The organism is Clostridium thermarum, assembly GCF_006351925.1.
Lineage (GTDB): Bacteria > Bacillota > Clostridia > Clostridiales > Clostridiaceae > Clostridium_AU > Clostridium_AU thermarum.
In genome coordinates, this window is record NZ_CP040924.1 from 600,710 (window position 1) to 622,271 (window position 21,562).

At 39.8% G+C, this 21,562-nt stretch carries 17 protein-coding genes; 12 read left to right on the plus strand and 5 right to left on the minus strand.

Features of this window, described 5'->3' with window-relative positions; genetic code table 11:
- The first annotated feature begins 10 nt into the window (after positions 1-10).
- Together FHY60_RS02670 and FHY60_RS18675 are read left to right on the plus strand one after the other, a co-directional pair.
- Positions 11-1,033: a glycoside hydrolase family 43 protein gene (locus FHY60_RS02670; protein ID WP_207671437.1), complete on the plus strand. Its 1,023-nt coding sequence runs from the start codon at positions 11-13 to the stop codon at positions 1,031-1,033.
- A 327-nt stretch (positions 1,034-1,360) separates the two neighbouring features.
- Positions 1,361-1,510 (plus strand): RICIN domain-containing protein, encoded by a 150-nt coding sequence (locus FHY60_RS18675; RefSeq protein WP_139906265.1) that lies wholly within the window; start codon positions 1,361-1,363, stop codon positions 1,508-1,510.
- A gap of 56 nt (positions 1,511-1,566) precedes the next feature.
- On the opposite strand, the gene araA is transcribed toward FHY60_RS18675, so the two are convergent.
- From araA to FHY60_RS02695, 4 genes are all read right to left on the minus strand, one after another.
- Positions 1,567-3,057, minus strand: a complete 1,491-nt coding sequence (araA, locus tag FHY60_RS02680; protein WP_139903127.1) for an L-arabinose isomerase — start codon at positions 3,055-3,057, stop codon at positions 1,567-1,569.
- Positions 3,058-3,115: 58 nt separating this feature from the next.
- The gene (gene araD, locus FHY60_RS02685; RefSeq protein ID WP_139903129.1) at positions 3,116-3,805 is read right to left on the minus strand and encodes an L-ribulose-5-phosphate 4-epimerase; all 690 of its coding nucleotides are present in this window, start codon (positions 3,803-3,805) and stop codon (positions 3,116-3,118) included.
- Positions 3,806-3,838: 33 nt separating this feature from the next.
- Positions 3,839-4,927 carry a GntR family transcriptional regulator gene (locus tag FHY60_RS02690; protein WP_139903132.1) on the minus strand — a complete coding sequence of 363 codons (1,089 nt, stop codon included), beginning with the start codon at positions 4,925-4,927 and terminating at the stop codon, positions 3,839-3,841.
- 108 nt (positions 4,928-5,035) lie between these two features.
- On the minus strand, positions 5,036-6,628 hold the full coding sequence (locus FHY60_RS02695) for a xylulokinase (protein ID WP_139903135.1): 1,593 nt from the start codon (positions 6,626-6,628) through the stop codon (positions 5,036-5,038).
- 288 nt (positions 6,629-6,916) lie between these two features.
- Here FHY60_RS02695 and FHY60_RS02700 point away from each other — a divergent pair, with 288 nt between their 5' ends.
- The 3 genes from FHY60_RS02700 (at position 6,917) to FHY60_RS02710 (ending at position 12,535) form a co-directional block, all read left to right on the plus strand.
- Complete coding sequence (locus tag FHY60_RS02700) at positions 6,917-7,981, plus strand: aldose epimerase family protein (protein WP_139903137.1); 1,065 nt, start codon at positions 6,917-6,919, stop codon at positions 7,979-7,981.
- Positions 7,982-8,263: 282 nt separating this feature from the next.
- On the plus strand, positions 8,264-9,280 hold the full coding sequence (locus FHY60_RS02705) for a LacI family DNA-binding transcriptional regulator (protein WP_139903140.1): 1,017 nt from the start codon (positions 8,264-8,266) through the stop codon (positions 9,278-9,280).
- Between the two features lie 327 nt (positions 9,281-9,607).
- On the plus strand, positions 9,608-12,535 hold the full coding sequence (locus tag FHY60_RS02710) for a glycosyl hydrolase (protein WP_163215708.1): 2,928 nt from the start codon (positions 9,608-9,610) through the stop codon (positions 12,533-12,535).
- A 74-nt stretch (positions 12,536-12,609) separates the two neighbouring features.
- Here the strand turns inward: FHY60_RS02710 and FHY60_RS02715 are convergent, their stop codons facing one another.
- Positions 12,610-14,151 carry an LTA synthase family protein gene (locus tag FHY60_RS02715; protein WP_243122206.1) on the minus strand — a complete coding sequence of 514 codons (1,542 nt, stop codon included), beginning with the start codon at positions 14,149-14,151 and terminating at the stop codon, positions 12,610-12,612.
- 652 nt (positions 14,152-14,803) lie between these two features.
- On the opposite strand from FHY60_RS02715, the gene FHY60_RS02720 reads away from it, so the two are divergent.
- From FHY60_RS02720 to FHY60_RS02750, 7 genes are all read left to right on the plus strand, one after another.
- The gene (locus tag FHY60_RS02720; protein ID WP_139903147.1) at positions 14,804-15,460 is read left to right on the plus strand and encodes a hypothetical protein; all 657 of its coding nucleotides are present in this window, start codon (positions 14,804-14,806) and stop codon (positions 15,458-15,460) included.
- A 155-nt stretch (positions 15,461-15,615) separates the two neighbouring features.
- Positions 15,616-16,548, plus strand: coding sequence for a peptidylprolyl isomerase (locus tag FHY60_RS02725; protein WP_207671438.1), 933 nt, complete (start codon positions 15,616-15,618; stop codon positions 16,546-16,548).
- A 265-nt stretch (positions 16,549-16,813) separates the two neighbouring features.
- A complete protein-coding gene (locus FHY60_RS02730) occupies positions 16,814-17,455 on the plus strand; it encodes a hypothetical protein (RefSeq protein ID WP_139903150.1) in 642 nt (213 codons plus the stop codon).
- 169 nt (positions 17,456-17,624) lie between these two features.
- Positions 17,625-18,257, plus strand: coding sequence for a ThuA domain-containing protein (locus FHY60_RS02735; protein WP_139903153.1), 633 nt, complete (start codon positions 17,625-17,627; stop codon positions 18,255-18,257).
- 25 nt (positions 18,258-18,282) lie between these two features.
- Entirely contained in the window at positions 18,283-19,026 is a 744-nt protein-coding gene (locus FHY60_RS02740) for an SDR family oxidoreductase (protein ID WP_139903156.1), read from the plus strand.
- Between the two features lie 25 nt (positions 19,027-19,051).
- On the plus strand, positions 19,052-19,762 hold the full coding sequence (locus tag FHY60_RS02745) for an SDR family NAD(P)-dependent oxidoreductase (RefSeq protein ID WP_139903159.1): 711 nt from the start codon (positions 19,052-19,054) through the stop codon (positions 19,760-19,762).
- 76 nt (positions 19,763-19,838) lie between these two features.
- Positions 19,839-21,524, plus strand: coding sequence for a coagulation factor 5/8 type domain-containing protein (locus FHY60_RS02750; protein WP_139903162.1), 1,686 nt, complete (start codon positions 19,839-19,841; stop codon positions 21,522-21,524).
- Positions 21,525-21,562: the final 38 nt, after the last annotated feature.

Consider the following 21,562-nt stretch of genomic DNA (forward strand, 5'->3'; position numbering starts at 1 on the left):
GAGCATAGGTATGAAAAGTAAAATTCTCAAGTATTTAATCGTGTATACCTTACTATTTACTTTGGGAGCTTTTTCGCTTAGTCAGTGCGCTAAAAGAGAGAAGTTTACTAATCCTATAAGACCTGCTACCAGTGCAGACCCTTGGGTTGTCTATAAGGATGGATATTACTATTACTGTTATTCCAACGGAAGTAATAAAATATATGTTACTAAAACAAAGAAACTTCAAAATCTGGATAAGGAAGTAGCAGCAAACGTTTGGACAGCACCCTTTGGAAAAGAATATTCTGCTGAAGTATGGGCGCCGGAGCTTCATTTTTTAAATGGTAAATGGTATATATATTTTGCAGCAGACGATGGAAGAAATGAGAATCATAGAATGTACTGCTTAGAGAGCAAATCTGATGACCCACAAGGCAGCTACGAATTTAAAGGAAAAATAGCTGCAGAGACGGATAAGTGGGCTATTGATGGTACTGTATTAGAGCAGGATGGACAGCTATATTTTGTTTGGTCAGGATGGGAAGGGGACGTAAATGTAAGACAAGGCATATATATCGCTAAAATGAGTAATCCATATACCATCTCAGGTGAAAGAGTGTTGCTTTCAATGCCGGAGCAAGACTGGGAAATGAATGGACAACCATATGTAAATGAAGGACCCCAAATATTGAAGAAAAATGATACAATCCATATTGTTTATTCAGCCAGCGGAAGCTGGACAGATGACTACTGTCTGGGGCTTCTTACCTGTAAGGATGGAGATGTAATGAATCCGGCTTCTTGGGAAAAGACAGGACCGGTATTCTCTAAGGCAGAGACTGCTTATGGGCCTGGACATGCTAGCTTTGTAAAGTCCCCTGACGGTAAGGAAGACTGGATAGTATACCATGCCTGTGAGTTTAGCGGCGGAGGCTGGGCAGGAAGAAGTGTAAGAGCACAGAAATTTACTTGGAAAGGTGACTATCCGGTGTTTGGAACACCGGTAAAGGTTGGGGAGGAAATAGTTGAACCTTCCGGAAGTAAAGAGTAAAACAATGAGGATTTATTACTATTAATAACAAAGGACAAATTGCAAAGTGAGTTTATTTCACTATGAAGTTTGTCTTTTTTATTATAATAAAGTCTGAAAATTACTTTAGCAGGGAGGTATTACAGAAACTAGTTAACAATATTTTGGGAAATTAAATGATAATCAATAGGATTGGAAGCTGGTGTGCATATCTTATACTAATGCAAATGTGTGCACCTAATTTCTGCATTGGCACACCTGGTGCTATAAAGCCTTAGGTAATGATACATTTTACCCGAAATATTCTGATAACGGTACAGATGTTCAAAGATTTAGGGTTAAAGATATATAGGTAATGGAGTAAAGAAGATAGTAAATAAAGCCAGTAACCTGCCCCATAATGTATTAATTGCCTGTACTGCGAATAGTGAAAAAATAGGTCAATGGCATGATAACGGCAATAGCAATCAGCGGTGGAGATTAACTCTAGTTAATTAATAGCATAGGGACGATTTGTTTTCATCAAGCAGTGGCAAACAAATCGTCCCTTTATTTTATTGCAATTTCCAAGCTATGTCATTAAGTCTTAATTCTTTTCTCAAGGCAGGAATATCAGTATCCTTGCAGATATGAACAAATTCAATGCCCATCATTTCAGCAAAATCAGCCAATTGCTCTGCTTTTACTACATAGGAGAAGCTTGTATGGTGGGCCCCACCGGCGTAAATCCATGCTTCTGCAGCAGTTTTAAGGCAGGGGTCCGGTCTCCAAAGTACTCGGGCTACCGGTAGTTTTGGCATATCATGCTTTAATTCCACTGCCGCCACATCATTAACGATTAATCTCATTCTTCCGCCCATATCAACCAAGGAGGCACATACTGCAGGGCCTGCTCCTCCGTTGAACACCAGACGGGCCGGATCTTCTTTTCCGCCAATTCCTAGTGGGTGGACTTCAATTACTGGCTTGGTAGCAGCAAGAGTTGGACATATCTCAAGCATATGGGCTCCCAGTATCAATTGATTTCTTGACTCCAGGTGATAAGTGTAATCTTCCATTATGGAAGTTCCCTTTCCGTCAGCCATTATTTTCATTAATCTAACTAGGGCAGCGGTCTTCCAGTCACCTTCAGGGCCAAAGCCATAGCCTTCGGCCATTAAGTGCTGAACTGCAAGTCCGGGAAGTTGCTTTAAACCGTGTAGTGTTTCAAAGTTAGTTGTGAAGGCTTGGAAGTTACCCTCTTCCAAGAACTTTCTTAGGCCAACTTCTATACGGGCCTGCTCACGAACGGCTTCGTGTTTAGGACCGCCTTTCTTGCAATCTTCTGCAAAGTCGTAAAGTCTTTCGTATTCAGCCATAACTGCATCTACTTCTGCTTCTGTAGCAGCATCCACATATTTTACTAAGTCTCCGATACCATAACCGTTAACTTGCCAACCGAACTTAATTTCAGCCTCAACCTTATCACCTTCGGTAACAGCAACATATCTCATATTGTCACCAAAACGGGCAACCTTTATATTTCGGCTTTCAGTTACGGCCACAGCGGTATTCATCCAGTGTCCTATGTTCTTTACGACTTCAGGATCCTGCCAGTGGCCGACTACAACCTTACGGGCTAATCTGAGCCTTGCACCAATAAAGCCGTATTCACGGTCGCCGTGGGCTGATTGGTTAAGATTCATGAAGTCCATGTCGATGCTGTCCCATGGGATATCTCTGTTGTATTGGGTATGCAGATGCAACAAGGGCTTATTAAGAATGGATAATCCACCAATCCACATCTTTGCAGGGGAGAAAGTGTGCATCCAGGTTACAAGGCCGGCGCAGTTTTCGTTTGAGTTAGCTTCTATACAGAGTTTCTTTATATCCTCAGGATTAGTTAATACAGGCTTGAAGACAAGCTTAAAAGGTATGAGGCTATCTTTGTCAAGAGCCTCTGCTATTTCAGCAGAATGCCTAGCAACCTGTTCCAAAGTCTCTGGTCCATATAGATGCTGACTGCCTGTAACAAACCAAAATTCATAGGGTCTTAATTTTAACATTATATATGCCTCCTTTTATTTTTATAAGCCCGTAAAGATTATTAATCTTTATGCTCCCTTATTTTTGCCCATAGTAAGCATTTGCACCATGTTTTCTTAAAAAGTGCTTATCCAGTAAAGCTTGATTGATCTGGCCTATATCCGGTGTCAGTGCACAGGTATGGTAAGCCATCATGGCAACTTCCTCTAATACCACTGCATTGTGTACAGCTTCATGGGCGTCCTTGCCCCAAGTAAAAGGTCCGTGGTTATTTACCACAACGCCGGGAACAAAAATAGGATTTTTACCTTCAAAGGTTTCAACAATTACTTTACCGGTTTCTTTTTCGTATTCGCCCTGTATTTCAGCATCGGTCATTACTCTTGTACAGGGGATTTCTCCATAGAAGTAATCTGCGTGAGTGGTTCCAAGAGCAGGAATACTCTTGCCTGCCTGAGCCCAGATTGTAGCCCATCTGGAATGGGTATGAACAATGCCGCCAACTTCTTTAAAGTTTTTATAAATTACAAGGTGGGTAGCGGTATCTGATGAAGGATTCAGTTTACCTTCTACCTTATTTCCATCAAGGTCCAGTACTACTAAATGTTCTAACTTCAATTCCTCATAAGGAACCCCACTGGGTTTAATAACTATGAGACCGGCATTTCTATCTATGCCGCTGACATTACCCCAAGTATAAGTAACGAGACCCCTCTTTGGCAGTTCTAAATTAGCCTCCAAGACAGCCTGCTTTAAACTTTCCAGCATTGAATTTCAACTCCTTATAAATATACTTTAATCTTATGATGATTTTTGCTGTGTACTATTACGCAGAACCAATTCCGGTTTAAACTTTAAAGCGTAATAGTCTTGTTTTCTTTCAATCATATTGATAATTGACTTTGCAGCTTCACAGCCTAGGGCTTCCTTCGGGTGAGCCACTGTTGTCAGTTTTACCTCTGAAGCTAAGGCTAGCTGAGAATCATCAAAACTAACCAGTGATATGTCTTCCGGAACCTTTAAGCCTTTTTTTCTTATAACATCCATAACCTTAACGGCAATTTGATCATTGTAACATACCAGTGCAGAACTTTGACATAAGAGGTTTTCTAATTGATGATTACTTATATCAATTTTCTCGCTGAGATCGTTAGTTTCATACCACATAACCAGTGAATCCAAAATTTCAAGGTCAGCTTCCCTTTGAGCCCTTTGAAAACCTGCAAACCTATAGTGACCCTGAATATCATCTATTTTAAAGATTCCGCCAATATTTTTGTGACCTAGCTCTATGAGATGCTTGGTGGCCAGATAACCTGCTTCATTGTCATCCTCAACTATATAAGAAGAATCCAATTCCCGATAGCTGCCGTGCATGAAAAGCACAGGAATGCCTAAGTCTGCAAACTTTTTGTACAAATCTATATTGGGGTTGGGCAAGGCACTTTTTGTAGGTTCAACTATTAAACCGCTTATATTTTGATTTAAGAGGTTTTCAAGACATAAGCGTTCCTTTTGATATTGGTTACCTGTGCAGCTCAGGAGCATATTGTAGCTATTAACTGACAGAACACTGTCTATACCTCTTATGATAGAAGGAAAGATATAATCATTTAGGTAGGTAGTTACAACTGCAATTGTCTTTACCTTATCACTATTTTGAAGAGGCTGCCTATATACAAAGGTACCTTTACCCTGAACTCGGTATAACCAACCTTCATTAACCAGCTCACCTATTGCTTGCCTTACGGTACTTCGGCTAATTTCAAAGTGTTCAGCCAGCTCATTCTCTGAGTAGAATTTTTCACCTGCCTTAATCTTACCTGAACTGATGGTTTCTATAATATAATCTCTCAGTTTTTGATACTTTGGTTTATCCGCGTCTGTCATCCAATATTACACCTACTTTTAATCTAAATAATAGTTAATTAAACTAGTTGTCCGTATAACTTACGGATACAGAGGGACACAAACAACGTCCCTCTGTCCCCTCTGTCCCTAGAGAAAATCCACGGCAGCTCTTTCAATTGCAAGTCCTTTAGTGTAACGCTTCATGAACTCATCAAAGCCTTCTACATCCTTGAGATCAGGTTCAGCCTTTGTAACAACTTGACCTGTAAAAACCTTATTATTCAAGTAATCATCCAGTGTTTCATTTGCTGATTTGTTCAGCATATAGGAAGCAAGTAAGGCCATGCCCCAAGCGCCACCTTCACCGGCAGTTTCCATGACAGAAACAGGGGCATTTATAGCTGCAGCCATGATCTTCTGGCCCACACCCTTAGTTTTGAATAAGCCGCCATGACCTAGCATTTCATCAACTTTAACCCCTTCTTCCTTCAGAAGAATATCCAGACCGGTTTTCAAGGCACCCAGGGACGTAAATAAGTTTACACGCATGAAGTTAGCTAAGTTAAACTTACTGTCTGCTGAACGAACAAACAAGGGACGTCCTTCTTCAAAATGAGTTATATGCTCACCGGATAAGTAGTTATAGGCCAATAAGCCGCCGCAATCTGCATCTCCTTCAAGGGCCTTATTATAAAGTGTTGCAAAGAGCTTATCCGTCTCAACTTCCATACCCATTGTCTCGGCAAATTCTCTGAATATACCAACCCATGCATTGAGATCCGAAGTACAGTTATTACTGTGAACCATAGCTACAAGGTTGCCGGTAGGGGTTGTAACTAAGTCTATCTCTTCATAGGCTTTTTTTAGATCTTCTTCCAGTACCACCATGGCAAAAACAGAAGTTCCTGCTGAAACGTTACCCCTACGTTTTGTAATACTGTTGGTTGCGACCATACCTGTTCCTGCATCTCCCTCTGGAGGACATATAGGAATACCTGCCTTTAACTGGCCCGTAACATCGAGAAGTTTTGCTCCTTCCTCGGTGAGAACACCTGCATTTTCACCGGCTAATAAGACCTTGGGCAGTATATCCTCAAGCTTCCAGGGTAGGTTTTTATCTTCAATTAATTCATTGAATTGCCTGATCATGTACTTGTTGTAGTCTTTTGTTGATATATCTATAGGGAACATGCCTGAGGCTTCACCGATACCCATAACCTTTTTGCCGGTTAGCTTCCAATGTACATATCCGGCTAGGGTTGTTTGAAAGTCAATATCAGCCACATGTTTTTCTCCGTTTAAAATAGCCTGGTAAAGATGTGCTATGCTCCATCTTTGGGGTATATGATAGTTGAAAAGTTTTGTTAACTCTGCGGAAGCCTTTTCAGTAATAGTGTTACGCCAGGTACGGAAGGGGACTAAAAGGTCGCCTTCTTTATTAAAAACCATATAGCCGTGCATCATGGCGCTAAAGCCTATGGCGCCAATGGTGTCAAGGGTAACGCCGTATTTTTGCTTCACCTCCCTAGCCATCTCCTGATAACTATCCTGTATACCTTTCCAAACTTCCTCCAGGCTATAGGTCCAGATATTGTCTATATAGCTGTTTTCCCACTGGTAGCTGCCGGAAGCGATAGGTGAATTATCTTCACCAATTAATACCGCCTTAATCCTAGTTGAGCCAAGTTCAATACCCAGTACTGTTTTACCGTTGATAATGGAATTCCTGATATCACTCATTATTTTGATTCCTCCATAAAATATGAATTTTAAAGAACTTTAATATGTAAAGGGTTAACTTCATAAAAAAAAAAGTAAACCTTTTCTTGACGTGTATGTAGTGGTATAGAAAAGAATGTAGAACATGTACATACAAAGTATAAGTTCTTGTACGTACAATTTATACTTTAATTTTACTACTAAGACAGTATTTTGACAATAGGACTTATCCATATAAGTCTACTTGACAAGGAGACTTATATTGCATAAAGTAGAATTGTATGTATGGAAATCAGGGAGGTAATAGCAATGAGCATTACAAAGCGCTTCTATGGAAATACTGCCGACGGAACAGCGGTGGATATATTCACATTAAAGAATTCAAAGGGAATTACTGCTGAGATAACAAACTTTGGAGGAGTTATTGTATCTTTAATGGTACCCGATAAAAATGGAAAAGTTGAGGATATAGTGCTTGGATTTGACAAGCTTGCTGATTATGAAAAGAAGGGACCATATTTAGGGGCTGCTATAGGACGTTATGCCAACAGAATTGGTGGAGCTGCCTTTGAATTAAACGGAATTCAATACAAGGTTGATAATAATGAAGGTGAAAATCACCTCCATGGGGGTTTTAAAGGCTTTGACAAAGTTGTATGGCAGGCAGAGGTCGTTAACAATAACGGAACTGAAGCTCTGGAGCTGACTTATAGGAGTAAAGAAGGAGAAGGTGGATATCCAGGTAACCTTGATGTAAAAATCACTTATAGCATAACGGAAGACAATGAACTGCGAATTGACTACCATGCAGTTTCAGATAAAGATACAGTTGTTAATTTAACCAATCATTCATATTTCAATCTATCAGGCCACAATTCAGGCGATATCCTAGGACATAAGGTAATGCTCAATGCAGATAAATTTACACCAACGGACAAAGCCTCCATACCAACAGGAGAACTGGCAGATGTAAAGGGTACACCTATGGACTTTACAATAATGAAGCCTGTAGAACAGGATATACATGCAGACTTCCAGCAAATCCAAAATACTAAGGGCTTCGATCATAATTGGGTGTTGAATACCAATGGAAACCTTAAGGAGAAGGCTGCAGAAGTGGTAGACGAAAATAGTGGAAGAGTTATGGAAGTATATACTACAAAGCCAGGAGTTCAACTATATACGGGTAACTTCTTAGAGGAAAGTCCCGTTGTGGGCAAGGGAGGCTATGTTTACCGCAATCACAGCGGCCTTTGTCTTGAAACTCAATACTTCCCGGATTCACCAAATAAGAACAATTTTCCTTCTGCAGTACTAAAAGCAGGGGATGAATATAAACATACTACTATCTATAAGTTTTCAGTTATAGATTAAATAAGCACTTGGGGGCTGTCGCAATAAAAAGAGCGGCAGCTCTTTATTTGTCCAGTAAAGTAGAATATGTTAATAATTTGAAATAAAGCAACAGCATCTTTTATTGGTGCATTATCTTAAGAATTATAAGCTTCTGCTATAGCAGACCGGAACAGTGATACGAATCCGGTAGAACTTTAAACTTGATATGTCAGAGCCTCTTGTATTATACTATATAATGTATTCTTGGAAAAATAATAAAGAATCAAGTAAATACATCCATTTTTGGAAGAGGTGGCTTAATTGGCAACAACCATACGAGATATAGCTAAGCTTGCAGGGGTCTCCATATCTACAGTATCCAGGGTAATCAGTGACAGTCCCAGAATTTCCGATGAAACAAAGAAAAGGATACGGGAGATATTGAAAGAGACGAATTATGTGCCCAACAGCACAGCTAAACAGCTAGTTATGAAAAGTAATTTCAACATAGGTTTTTTGTTTAACTCACACAGCAGTAACGTGCTGGTGGACTTTTACTTCTATAACATGATAGGTGGACTGCAAAGTGTTGTCTTATCCAATAATTATGAATTGACCATTTGTGATTTCAGCTATTTGGATCCTTCAGAGAACTTGTTGGAGCGCTTTGTTTATAATAGAAAAGTAGATGGTGTAATCCTCCATGTATCTATGGTAAATGCTGAGATTATATCAAAACTCAACGAAATTGATTTTCCCTACGTGATAATAGGAAATCCTAATATAGATATTGAGAGTACATGGGTAGATTTTGACAATACTACCGCAGGAGAATTAGCCTGTGAACGGCTGTATGAAAGGGGCTACAAGAAGGTAGCTTTTATAGCGGGATCAAAGGAAGAGGTAATTTCAAATCAGCGTATTGAAGGCTATAAAAAATGCTTAAAAAAGTTGAAGGTTGAAGTAGATCCTCAATATATCATCAATACTATGGGAACAGATGTGGATGGCTATGAGTCTCTGAAAAAACTCCTAAGTCTGGAGTCACCGCCGGATGCTGTCATTTCCATAAATAATTACACTGCCTTTGGTGCTATAAGAGCAATAAATGAGTTATCTATAAAAGTTCCTGAGGAGCTAGGAGTCATAGCTTTTGACAATTTCCCACTGGCACCGTATATTTCACCGGCACTTACATCCATAGATATAGACACCTTTAAACTTGGAGAAAGAGCCAGTGAGTTATTAATGGAAAAGGTTAAAAATAGCTGTAAGCATCATAAATATGAAAAAATAGTACCAAATATCATTTTACGGGTTTCAGATGCCCGCAAATAATTGTAAAAATCACCTGTCACGTCGGCAGGTTTATTTTTGTTACGGAATGTATTGTAATTTTAAAAATAATAGGGTATTATATAAGTAAATGGAAATATATTCCATATATCGTGATTTTATCTGCACAACAGATTCTTTTGTGTAATCAAATTGCTTATCCTTAACCTGACGATTCATATTGTTTTTCAACATAAATTTATTTACTTCCCTAATAACTTATAAAAAGTACATAAGCTCTGATCCCTAAATGACAAAGCTTTATGGGTAAAAAAACAACGTTTTCAGAAACTGAAAGTTGTTTTTAAAAATATACGAGGAGGTAATATTTTGAGAAAAACAAGAAAAAAGCTACTCACTGCATCCTGTCTTACCCTATCTATGCTGCTTAGTGCTTTTACAAATGGGGTGGCCGTAAAGGCTGCCACCGTTAGTGTAGGTCTGGGCAGTTATACCGACACTGCACCCTCAGGCCTAGCACTGCCGCCCTCAACTATTTACAAAACCTCAAACTTAACAGGGGCTATACCTACTACCAGTTGGGAGAGTTCAGTACTATGGACTCAATATTCTGAACCGATGTTTGCCCATCCACTTAGCTATAAGGCATCTTCTTCAGGATTAGAAGTAGGAAGACCAGTTGGCGGTGGAGGTGGGATAGCTTACTTCTACGGACATACTGTTGATTACAAAATGCAGATGAGCAATGCAACAACCTTTGCTGATGCAAAAGCGGAGAAAGTTACTGACTGGACAACGGATATTGTAATGGCTAACGGCGCAAATAATTTTAAGGCTACTCTTGTCAAAGGAAGTCCATATACTTATTACACTTTTACAGGAGGTAATCCAAGACTGGTATTCAATTCAACTCCAACAGTATTTTACGGGAACTCCGGAACCCAGTATCTTGGAATAACCGTCAATGGTAAAAACTATGGTCTGTTTGCTCCTGCAGGAGCTACCTGGAGCGGAATAGGTACAAGTACCATAACCTGTAATTTACCGGCAGGCAAAACCTATTTCTCAACTGCTGTATTACCGGATAGCAGCTCGGCTGCTTTCTCCTATTTTCAGGCCAGAGCTTATGCCTTTGTAACGGATACAAAAGTCAGCTGGACCTTTAATGAAGCGGCCAGTGTGTTAACTACCACCTTTACTTTCACAACCACCGCTAAAGAAGGTTCAAACCTTGATACCATAATAGCCTTGTATCCCCATCAATGGAGAAACAACACTGCAATCAGTCCTTTAACATATACCTACCCCAGCATCCGAGGTCAAATGAAAACTATTTCAGGCAGAAGCTTTACCACAACCTATAACTATAACGGTATACTCCCTAATCTTCCGGACAATGGCACCTATAACAAAGCAACTTTAAACAGCTATGTAGAAGAAGTTAAAAATGAACCTAATCCATTAAGTGCTACAGATACCTACTGGAATGGAAAGCAGTTAGGAAAGATAGCACAAATACTTCCTATAGCTGAACAGGTAGGAAATACATCTGCGGCGACCTACTTCTTAAATCTTTTAAAGAGCAACCTGGAAAACTGGTTTAAGTATAATGCCGGCGAAGGTTCCCGTTATTTCTATAGAAATGATCAATGGGGAACCCTGATTGGGGTAGAACCAAGCTACGGTACCAATGACCAAATAAATGACCATCATTTTCACTATGGGTATTTTATAAATGCAGCAGCCCATATAGCTTTGAGAGACAAGACCTGGGCATCAAGCAGTAACTGGGGTGGAATGGTTAACTTATTAATAAAAGATATAGCAAACTGGGATAGAAATGATACCGCATATCCATTCTTGAGAGGCTTTGATCCATATGAAGGACACTCCTGGGCATCCGGACACTCACTATTTGCAGATGGAAATAATCAAGAGTCTTCTTCTGAAGCAATCAATGCTTGGCAGTCCATCATTCTTTGGGGAGAAGCCACTGGAAATAAGACCATAAGAGATTTGGGTATTTACCTTTATACCACAGAAGTTCAAGCTATTAATAACTATTGGTTCGATATATATAATGATATCTTTCATCCAAGCTATGGACATGAATATGCATCAATGGTATGGGGAGGAAAATATACTCATGAAATATGGTGGGCAGGAACAGCGGCAGAAGTTCATGGAATAAACTTCTTGCCTATAACCGGAGGCTCCCTATACTTAGGTACAGATCCTAACTACGTCAAGAAAAACTATGACGAGTTGTACAGAGAGATGGGTAATGCGGAACCGGATAAATGGCAGGATATTATCTACTCATACCTGGCCCTATATGACCCAGCCCTTGCACTAAGCAAATGGAATGGAAACATATCTCCGGAAGCCGGTGAAACAAAAGCTCATACCTGTCATTGGATTCATAACCTGAACGGTATGGGAACTCCTGACTTTACGGTTAGGGCAAATACCGCCTTATATGCAGTGTTTAAGAAGGGGACTACTAAGACTTATGTGGCCTATAACCCAGCTAACACTGCTAAAACTGTAACTTTCACCGATGGCTATGTCTTAAATGTACCTGCAAATTCTATGGCTACATCTAATGGTTCAACTACTCCGCCGGTAAATAACTATACAACTATACCTGGAAAAATAGAGGCTGAGAACTATAATGCCATGAGCGGAGTTCAAACGGAAAGCTGTGTAGAGGGCGGATTAAATGTAGGCTGGATAGATACCGGTGACTGGATGGATTACAACATCAATGTTCCTACAGCTGGTACCTATACAGTATCCTACAGGGTAGCAAGCACCAGCGCAGCAGGTTCCATACAGCTTAGAAACGGAGCTGCAGTTTTGGCCACAACAGTGGTACCAAACACTGGAGACTGGCAGGCATGGACAACAGTAACTGCAACAGTTAACCTAACTGTGGGTAATCAGACATTGAGGCTATATGCAGCATCCGGCGGCTTCAATGTGAACTGGATACAGTTTGATGCCGGCAGCAATAACGGTGGCGGTCAGTCTGGAGATTTTAATTACTCTTTTGCTAAACAAAGCTCCAGTACTGCAAGAATAACCTTTACTCCAACCTACGGCACTTCAAGTTATGTCATACTTCATTACATCGTAAACAATGGAACACAGCTGAATGTTTATATGACAAGCAGCGGCAGTTCATGGATCTATGATATTACCGGTCTATCCTCAGGAGCTACAGTAAAATACCAGTTTACCTATGTTAAAGGTGGCGCCCAGTACGACTCTGCTTGGTATACGAATACCTTCTAAAACAATAATATGCAAAATAGAAGAACCTCTCCACGCGAGAGGTTCTTTTGTCCATTAAACAATTGTAATGTCCTTTATTGCTGCTGCTTTAATACCTTTGCATAATAGTCAGTCTCCAATATTTTTGTAGAGTAATAGAATTTACTTTCAACTAAAGCAGAAATAGTCTTTCTATAGCTTTCATCAACTGTAACTCCTTCCGCCGGAATAAATTCACCGGTCTGGGAGTTATAACGCCCCTTATCTGTGATAAAGCTTTTATTCAAGAAGATTACAAGAGGGTCAGAGTCAGAGAAGATATCCCTACCCATAAGTAACCTGGAATCATAATCAAGTCCCATTAAGTTTGATAGGGTTGGTATGATATCAAGGCTTGAAGAGGGCTTGTCAATGGTTTCGGGTGTCATCCCCTTTGTATATAGAATAAAGGTACTCTTATAAAGTTCAAAGTTTTTCTCAACTTTATGACCCGCTAACTCCTCAAGGTCCTCATGCTCAAGACCATAGGGATAGTGGTCTGCGCTCAAGGCAATGAGAGTCTTATCTGCTATACCAGCCAGTTCTAACTGCTTTAATAAGTATTCCATGGCCCTGTCCAACTCTATTTGGCAAGCTAAGTAGGCACGTGCTGCTTCTGAGTAGGGCAAATTTTCTACATAGCTTTTGTTTTTTGCAGACATGCTATTGCCTGAAAAGTCATAAAGCATGTGACCGCTTACCGTCATATAGTAAGTGTGAAAGGGCTGATTATTAATATATTCCGGAATAGTTTTTTCCATCATTTCCAGGTCAGATTCCGGCCAGGTTTTCTTTACATCCAGTCCATTGCCAAGAGCTTTGTATTCATAACCCATATTTGGATGGGAAAGATCACGGCGGTAGTAGTCAAAGCTGTGGTTGTGATAAGCCTTTGTAATATAATTCAGGCTTCTAAATTGGTTTCCCATGGCAAAAGGCATATAGTTGCTTGCTGATTTATAATAGCTCCATACACCACTTTTAGGTATGAGGCTGGTAGTGGCAACATACTCACCATCGGAGGTGCTGACTCCCCAAATTGGATTGTAGAAGTTTGTAAAGTTATAGCCCTCATGGACCATCTTATATAATGTAGGTGTAAGGTCCTGACGTACAGCATAAGGTGAAAAGGCTTCAGCAGTGATGAAGATAAGATTGCATCCCTTGTATCTGCCGGTGTAGTCATTTTTTTCAGTAGGCTGCACCTTCCCAAAGTATTGATGCATATTCTTAAGGACATCATCATTTTCTTCTGATATGAGTTTATCAAAATCTATATTTAAAACATTATATTCTATCTCTTTGGGCTTATCTGTATTTTCATTGGGGCTGTCGGGGTCAAAGGTCTCGGCGCCGTCAGTTTCAGATGGATCCTTATCTCCTGTACTTGGCGAAAGTACAGGTATATCCAGGAAATCTTCTTTTAAAGTAGGTGACCAGCCCATGACAAGTCTCTGCATATCTAGCCTCATAGTGGTAATCAGACCTAGTTTCTCTACGGAAAGAGCTGGAGAGCTATTATCAAAGTATAGGTCGTAGGCAGAGTTCTGGTCCCTGCTGCCGGCATATACTGACGAGATACCCAGCAGATAAAACACAATAACTCCACCTGCAAATATTGATCTATACTGCCAGTTTAATTTTTTGGAAGAAAACAAGTTTTTTCTTAATATAATTATTAAAACAGAAGGTACAAAGAATAATATAATCAAAAATATATTTTTAAAGGTGATGGTTAAAATATCTCTCCAAAATTCAAAAACCTGAGCGGAGTTGCCAGCAGAATATAAGGTATAGAAAGTTTTAAAAAACTTATAATATACCAGTTGTGAGGAAAAGATAAGCGCAATCAGTGCCAGAACCACAGAGGATACAATACAGCTTATTTTTGCTTTGAAGAAACTACATATTATATAAAATATAAGTGCAAAAGAGGATGAGAAAAGTAAGGTTAAGAAAAATGCAGAAGAAAAAATACCGCCGGTAGTGTTTAACCTTAATAGAGTTTCCATAAAAAATATGGATACTATGAAATAAAGAGATAGCATAAATGGCTTAGTCTTATTTGACATTTCCACAGACATCCTTTCAGAAGAGATTTATGAATACTCATAATATAACTATAACACATTTCCCGGGTATTAGACATGTATAGTTTGGAAATATTATCTGGATTTGAACTATTGACTAAGGTTTGTGCTTTAATGTAGACTGTGATAAAAACTATAAAATAAAATCAGTGGAGGAGAGGTGAGTGGATTGGAAAAGTTTACTGTACCAGGCTTGGATCACTTACAGGAAATTCAGCTGTACATATATGATGAGGACAAAATTTCCTATGGAGGAAATCAGTACTGGTTCCCAAAGAAGTTTCATCAGCTAAGTGGTTGTGGACCCATTGCCGCTGCAAATATAACCGCGTATCTGGCTATAAATTTTGCCGATAAGTATATGCCCTTATATCCCTATAAAGGTAATATAAATAAGAAGGAATTTCTTCCACATATGATAGAGGTTCGTAAATATGTAGTACCGGGTTGGCGAGGGCTTACATCTGTCCATAAATTTGCAGACAATACAATGGCCTACGCAAGTGAAAAAGGTATTTCCTTAGTACCTCATATCCTGGAGGATGATACAGTTAATATTATGGAGGCTGTACAATTTATATCACAGGCACTGGAACAAAGGTTGCCTGTTGCTATACTGGTATTAACTCATCCTATTAAGGAGTTGGAAGAGTATGTATGGCACTGGATGACCATAACTCACCTGAAACTTAATCCTGCAGATAATAAATTTTATATTACAACCTCATCTTATGGTGAGCGTCATGAAGTAAATTTTGATTTGCTTTGGAATAATAGAAGGAAAAAGGATCATATAAAGCTTGCATATTTTACTTGATAGCAATATTATAGACATTAGGACATTTAAGGTTCATTTAAGGTCCTTGTGATACAATATTAAAGTGGATATGGACCTGGATTTATAATAAGTAGTGTTGTTATTTTACAAAGACACAATTCCCAAATATAACCTAAGAAAGGTGAGGAAGCGACTTGAAAAAATTGATTAACGGAAAAGGGACATTGGCTGCTATGATTTCAGCAGTAATTATAATTACTGCAGGTGTACTTATCTATATGGCTAAGACATCATCAAATCCAGAAAACACAGAGACACCATCTGCAAAGACAGAAGATACTATAGTTGGACGAGTTGGTGAAGTAGCTATTACCAAAGATGAACTATATGACTACATGGTGCAGCAAAATGGAGAGGCTGCTTTAAATTCCTTAATAGCTGATAAAATTATTGAGCTTGAGGCTAAGAGTCAAAATATCACCGTTACACAAGAGGAAATAAAAAAAGAAGTAGATGAAATGATTGAGGAAAATGGTGGAGAGGAATACTTTAACCAAACTCTTGAATATTATGGCTATACTATGGACGAAATAAAAAGTAATGTTCAAAAGAATTTAATGATAAAGAAGCTTCTTGAACCTACTATTGAGATAACAGAGGATGAGATGAAGAAGTACTTTGAGGAAAACAAGGAAAGCTTTAATGTAGAAGAACAGGTAAATGCCAGCCACATTATAGTTGCAACTGAGGAAACCGCTAAAGAAGTTAAAGAAAAGCTGAATGCCGGAGGAGATTTTGCAGAACTGGCAAAGGAATATTCTACAGATGCAAGTGCATCAACCGGCGGAAATCTTGGATTCTTCCCAAGAGGTCAAATGGTACAGGAGTTTGAAGATGCTGCCTTTGCTTTAGAAGTTGGACAAATCAGTGATATAGTTAAAACAGAATTTGGATACCACATTATTAAAGTAATTGAAAAGAAAGAAGCAAAAGAAGCAAACTATGAAGAGAGTAAACAGGAAATTAGGAAGGCTCTCCTTGAAGATAAGTTGGCAACGGTGTACAATACTTGGCTTGAAAAGAAGCGCACTGAGTATGTGATAGAGAATTCACTGCAACAGAAGTAAATTCTCTGTAAACTAAGCTTGCCCCAAAATCTGCTGAAGATTTTGGGGCAAGCTTAAACTTTGAACAAATGAATCCACTACCATAATATCCTGGCATGTATATTAAATAAAGTTACCTTAATTATAACTAGAGATTAAAGGTAAATGAAAATTTATCCTAAAAAATACCTTAACAATAGATTTCTTTAATGCTATATTATATATGGAAAATTAGCTGTAAAAAATACTGTCAAACTACAGACAAAAGTGAAAAGGATGGTAAGGTATGAAAAATGACATAGAGACCAAAGCAAAAACAGATGAGGTACCAAACTTTGAGGGCCTTAATGCTGAGGAAGTATGGAAGGTGCTGTACGGTAAAGCGTTGAACACAAAAAAGAATATACTGGAATACATAGAACTTACGAAGGTGCTTAGAAAAAGCGGAGCTGGCAGTGAACAGCTGCAGGATACCTATAACTTTATTTTTAACAGCATAGATGCAATGGGAAGTACTATAAAAGTTAACACCAATTACTACTTAAAGACTCAATTAAAAACTGCCCTTGGCAAATATGTTAATGAGATGGACCCACGGCCGGTAAATCACTTTATTGAGTTCTTTAAGGAAGCCTATCCACCTAATACCAGAAGGAAAGACTTCACTTGGGTACTCACTGATATTAATAAAATAGCAAATGAACAGATTTGGACTACATTGGCCTATATTAATTCCTGGTGCCTAAAGGAAGAAAACAGTCTTGATGAAGCTCAGAAGAAGGATATCATTAAAATGGTGGATCTCTTGGTGAGCAGAAGGGATATCAGATATATCAACCGGCTAAGGAGTCTGGAAAAGCTAGTAAACAGCTTAGACATAAAGATTGTTACCGGTAAAGACGGGTTTAAAGTGAAGAAAAATAAATAATATTAGTGCAGACGGACCAACTTCTGGTCCGTCTTATATTTTATATACTTTTTAGATTTGTACACTTTTTTATGGATATGTTTAGTAGACATTACATATAGGCAGTAATATAATTAAGCTGACAAAACATTTACACTATAAGCAGAAAGTTATACGAGGAGGGACAACGATGAAAGTACTGGTAATTTGTGATGACTATTATCATCCATCAAGCGTTATTAAGGGAGGACTTGAGCCTCTGAAGGCCCAGAATATAGAATTTGACTTTCAAGAAGATGCTAAAGAGTGGTCAGAAGAAAAAATGTATGAATATCCTGTAATAATATTTACTAAGTCCAATAATATTTCATCAAAGGACACAACTCCCTGGGACAGTGAAGAAGTTCAAAGCGCTTTCACAAAGTACGTTCAGCAGGGTGGAGGATTTTTAGCAATTCACTCCGGAACTTCAGGCTATGCGGATTCTGCAAAGCTTCGTGCCTTAATGGGCGGTGTATTTACTCATCATCCGGAGCAATGTGAGGTTACGGTAGAGATCAAAAACAACCATCCAATAGTGGAAGGCTGTAGTAACTTTACAATCAAGGATGAACATTATTTTATGAATTTTGATGACTCAGAGGCAGAGGTATTCATTAATACTTCATCTTTCAACGGAACCCAGCCGGGAGGGTGGACCAGAACTGAGGGAAAGGGACGCGTATGTGTACTTACTCCCGGACATAACCTGGAGGTTTGGCTGGAACCAAACTTTCAGAAGATGCTTAAGAACGCATTGAGCTGGTGCAGTAAAGAAATATAAATCCATTTTAAAAGGAGAGATTCTTATGGAGCAAGTGGCTTTTATTACGGGAGCAGACCGTGGATTAGGGCTGGCTATGGTTGAAGTGTTAGCTAAAAAGGGCTGGAAGGTCTTTGCCGGCTGCTATATGCCTGAGTGGCCTGAATTAGTGGAGATGTCTGCAAAATATGCTCAGAATGTCAACATTGTACCTTTGGATGTTTCAAAGGATGACTCAGTGGTTGAGGCAGCAGAAATTGTTTCAGAACATACTGACAGAGTTGACTTACTAATAAACAATGCCGGTGTCAATTCACCCACAAAAGAAAATAAAATCAGTGAAGAGCAGGACTATGATGATATGAAGAGGCTTTATAATGTGAACGCCATGGGACCGCTAAGAGTAGTGGAGGCCTTCCTGCCAATTATGGATAAGAGCAGCCTAAAAAGATTGTGCTTTGTTTCTTCTGAAGCAGGAAGTATCAATTTCTGCCACCGTCAGTCCTGGTATGGATATTCTATGTCTAAAGCTGCCCTGAATATGGGAGTAAAGATACTGTTTAACCGCCTTAGACCTGAAGGCTTTACTTTTAGATTGTACCATCCGGGTTGGGTTCGGTCGTACATGTCCGGAGTCAAAAATCTCAATGGAGAACTGGAAGCAGATAGGGCAGCAGAGTGCGCTATTGCGTACTTCCTAAGTAAACGTTGTAATAGAGGGCTTGATAACCCAGGTGATGAAGACAGGCTGGTTATGCGTGACTGGAAAGGCAGCGAATGGCCATGGTAGAGTATGAAATGTAGGAGGTGCTTCTATGAAAAAAATAGCAGTGGTTACCGGTGCAGACCGCGGAGTTGGATTGGCCTTATGTGAAAAGCTTTTAGAAGAAGGATGGCAGGTATTTGCCGGCCAATTCATGCCTGAATGGACTGAACTAAATGATTTATCTCAGAAATATCCCAACATGTTAATTATGGTTCCTTTAGATATAGCCTCACTAGAATCAGTTGAGAAGGCTGCAAAGCTAGTAGCAGAAAATACAGACCATGTAGATATGTTAATTAATAATGCGGGAATCTACGGCATTGAAGGGGATATAAGAGAAGGCTTGGACTTTTCTCTTAGCCAGAAGATTTATGATGTCAATGCTCTTGGACCTGTAAGAATGGTACAAAGATTTCTTCCACTGATGGAAAAGGGCATGAGAAGACTATGCTTTGTATCTTCAGAGGCCGGTAGCATCATCAATTGCCAGAGAGACAAGGTCTTTGGCTATTGCATGTCAAAGGCTGCTTTAAATATGGCCGTTAAGACTATGTTTAACGACTTGAGACCTAAGGGCTATACCTTCCGTCTATACCATCCGGGATGGGTACGGTCATATATGAGTGGTACTAAGGCCGCTGAAGGTGACATTGAGCCGGAAGAATCCGCAGCAGCGGCAGTGCCGTTTTTTACCGGATCAGATTATTGTGAGGACAGGTTAGTTATGCTGGACAATAACGGTATTGAGTGGGCTTTTTAAGAAAGGCCAGATGCTTAGTATATTAATAAGAATAACTTAGAAAAGCTTATGATTAAGCTGTTTGGAGGTAACTGAAATGCTATCAACAGAGCTGTTTACAACAAGTGAGTTTGGACCTAATGTATTCGTTTTTGATTCATCTATGTCCATGGAGGCCATTCAAAAACTGTGTAATGATATCTTAAAGCAGCAGGAGGGAAACCATTTTGGTCCGGAGAGGTACGCCCTTTTATTTAAACCGGGCACATATAATGTGGAAGTAACTATAGGTTTTTATACTCAGGCAGCAGGCCTAGGCTTGACTCCCGATGAGGTTACTATAAATGGTTCTGCTGGGGGCAATGCCAATTGGCGCAATGGCAACGCCTTGTGCAACTTCTGGCGTTCCTGTGAAAACCTGGCCGTAGTTCCTGCTTCAGGTACAAATACCTGGGCTGTTTCACAAGCGGCACCCTACAGAAGGATGCACATAAAGGGGGATCTGGCATTATGGGATAGGGGCTATTCCAGTGGCGGTTTCTTGGCAGATTCCTTTGTGGAGGGGAAAATAGATTCCGGAAGTCAACAGCAGTGGTATACAAGAAATTCAGAGATAGGTGCATGGGGAGGAAACGGTTGGAATATGGTATTCCAAGGTGTTGAAAATGCGCCTAAGGATGACAAATGGCCAACTCCACCTTATACCACTATCAGCTCTACGCCGGTTGTTAGAGAAAAGCCCTTTCTCTATATAGACAAGGATAATAAATATAAGGTGTTTGTTCCGGGACTTAGATATGAAACTAAGGGTACCACCTGGAAGAATAATGAGCGGGATTCGGAAGGTGAGTTTTCTATTCCCCTTGAGGAGTTTTACATTGCAAAGCAGGAAACTGCTACAGCACAGAGTATCAATGACGCCCTAAAGCAAGGGAAGAACATATTGTTCACTCCGGGAGTATATCATCTACAGGAAACTATCAAGGTCACAAGACCCAATACGGTTATACTTGGCTTGGGTATGGCAACCCTGATACCTGACAATGGAATAATAGCTATGTCCATCGCTGATGTGGATGGGGTTAAGGTAGCGGGACTTCTCTTTGATGCGGGCGAGGTTAACTCACCAAAGCTTTTGGAAGTGGGAGAAGTGGGCAGTTCACTGGACCACTCAGCCAATCCAACCTCCTTACACGATGTATTTTTTAGAGTTGGAGGGGCAGGAGCTGGAAAGGCTGATGTGAGCCTCCAAATAAACAGCAATAATGTCATAGGAGACCACTTCTGGATATGGCGTGCAGATCATGGTGATGGAGTTGGCTGGGATATAAACACAACTAAAAACGGCCTGGTTGTAAATGGCAATGATGTAACCATATATGGCTTGTTTGTTGAGCACTATCATGAGTATCAGACCTTATGGAAGGGAGAGAGGGGCCGCACATATTTTTATCAATGTGAGATTCCCTATGACGTTCCGGATCAAGAAAGCTGGATGAGTGGCAATAAGAATGGATATGCGGGATATAAGGTAGCAGACTCCGTAGATAGACACGAAGCCTGGGGACTTGGCCTGTATAATTTCTTCAGAACTAATCCTTCAGTTAAGCTAGGCAGTGCCATAGAGGCTCCTGATAAGCCGGGGGTAAAATTTCACCGTATGGTCACCATGGCCTTAGGCGGCGGTACCTATGGGGAGATTACCCATGTAATCAACGATACTGGAAAGTCTGCCAATAAGGATGGAGTTCAACAAAGAGTAGGAGAGTATCCGGAAAACTAAAATAAGCCCAACAAAAATCAGCCCCGCTTTTCCTGTGC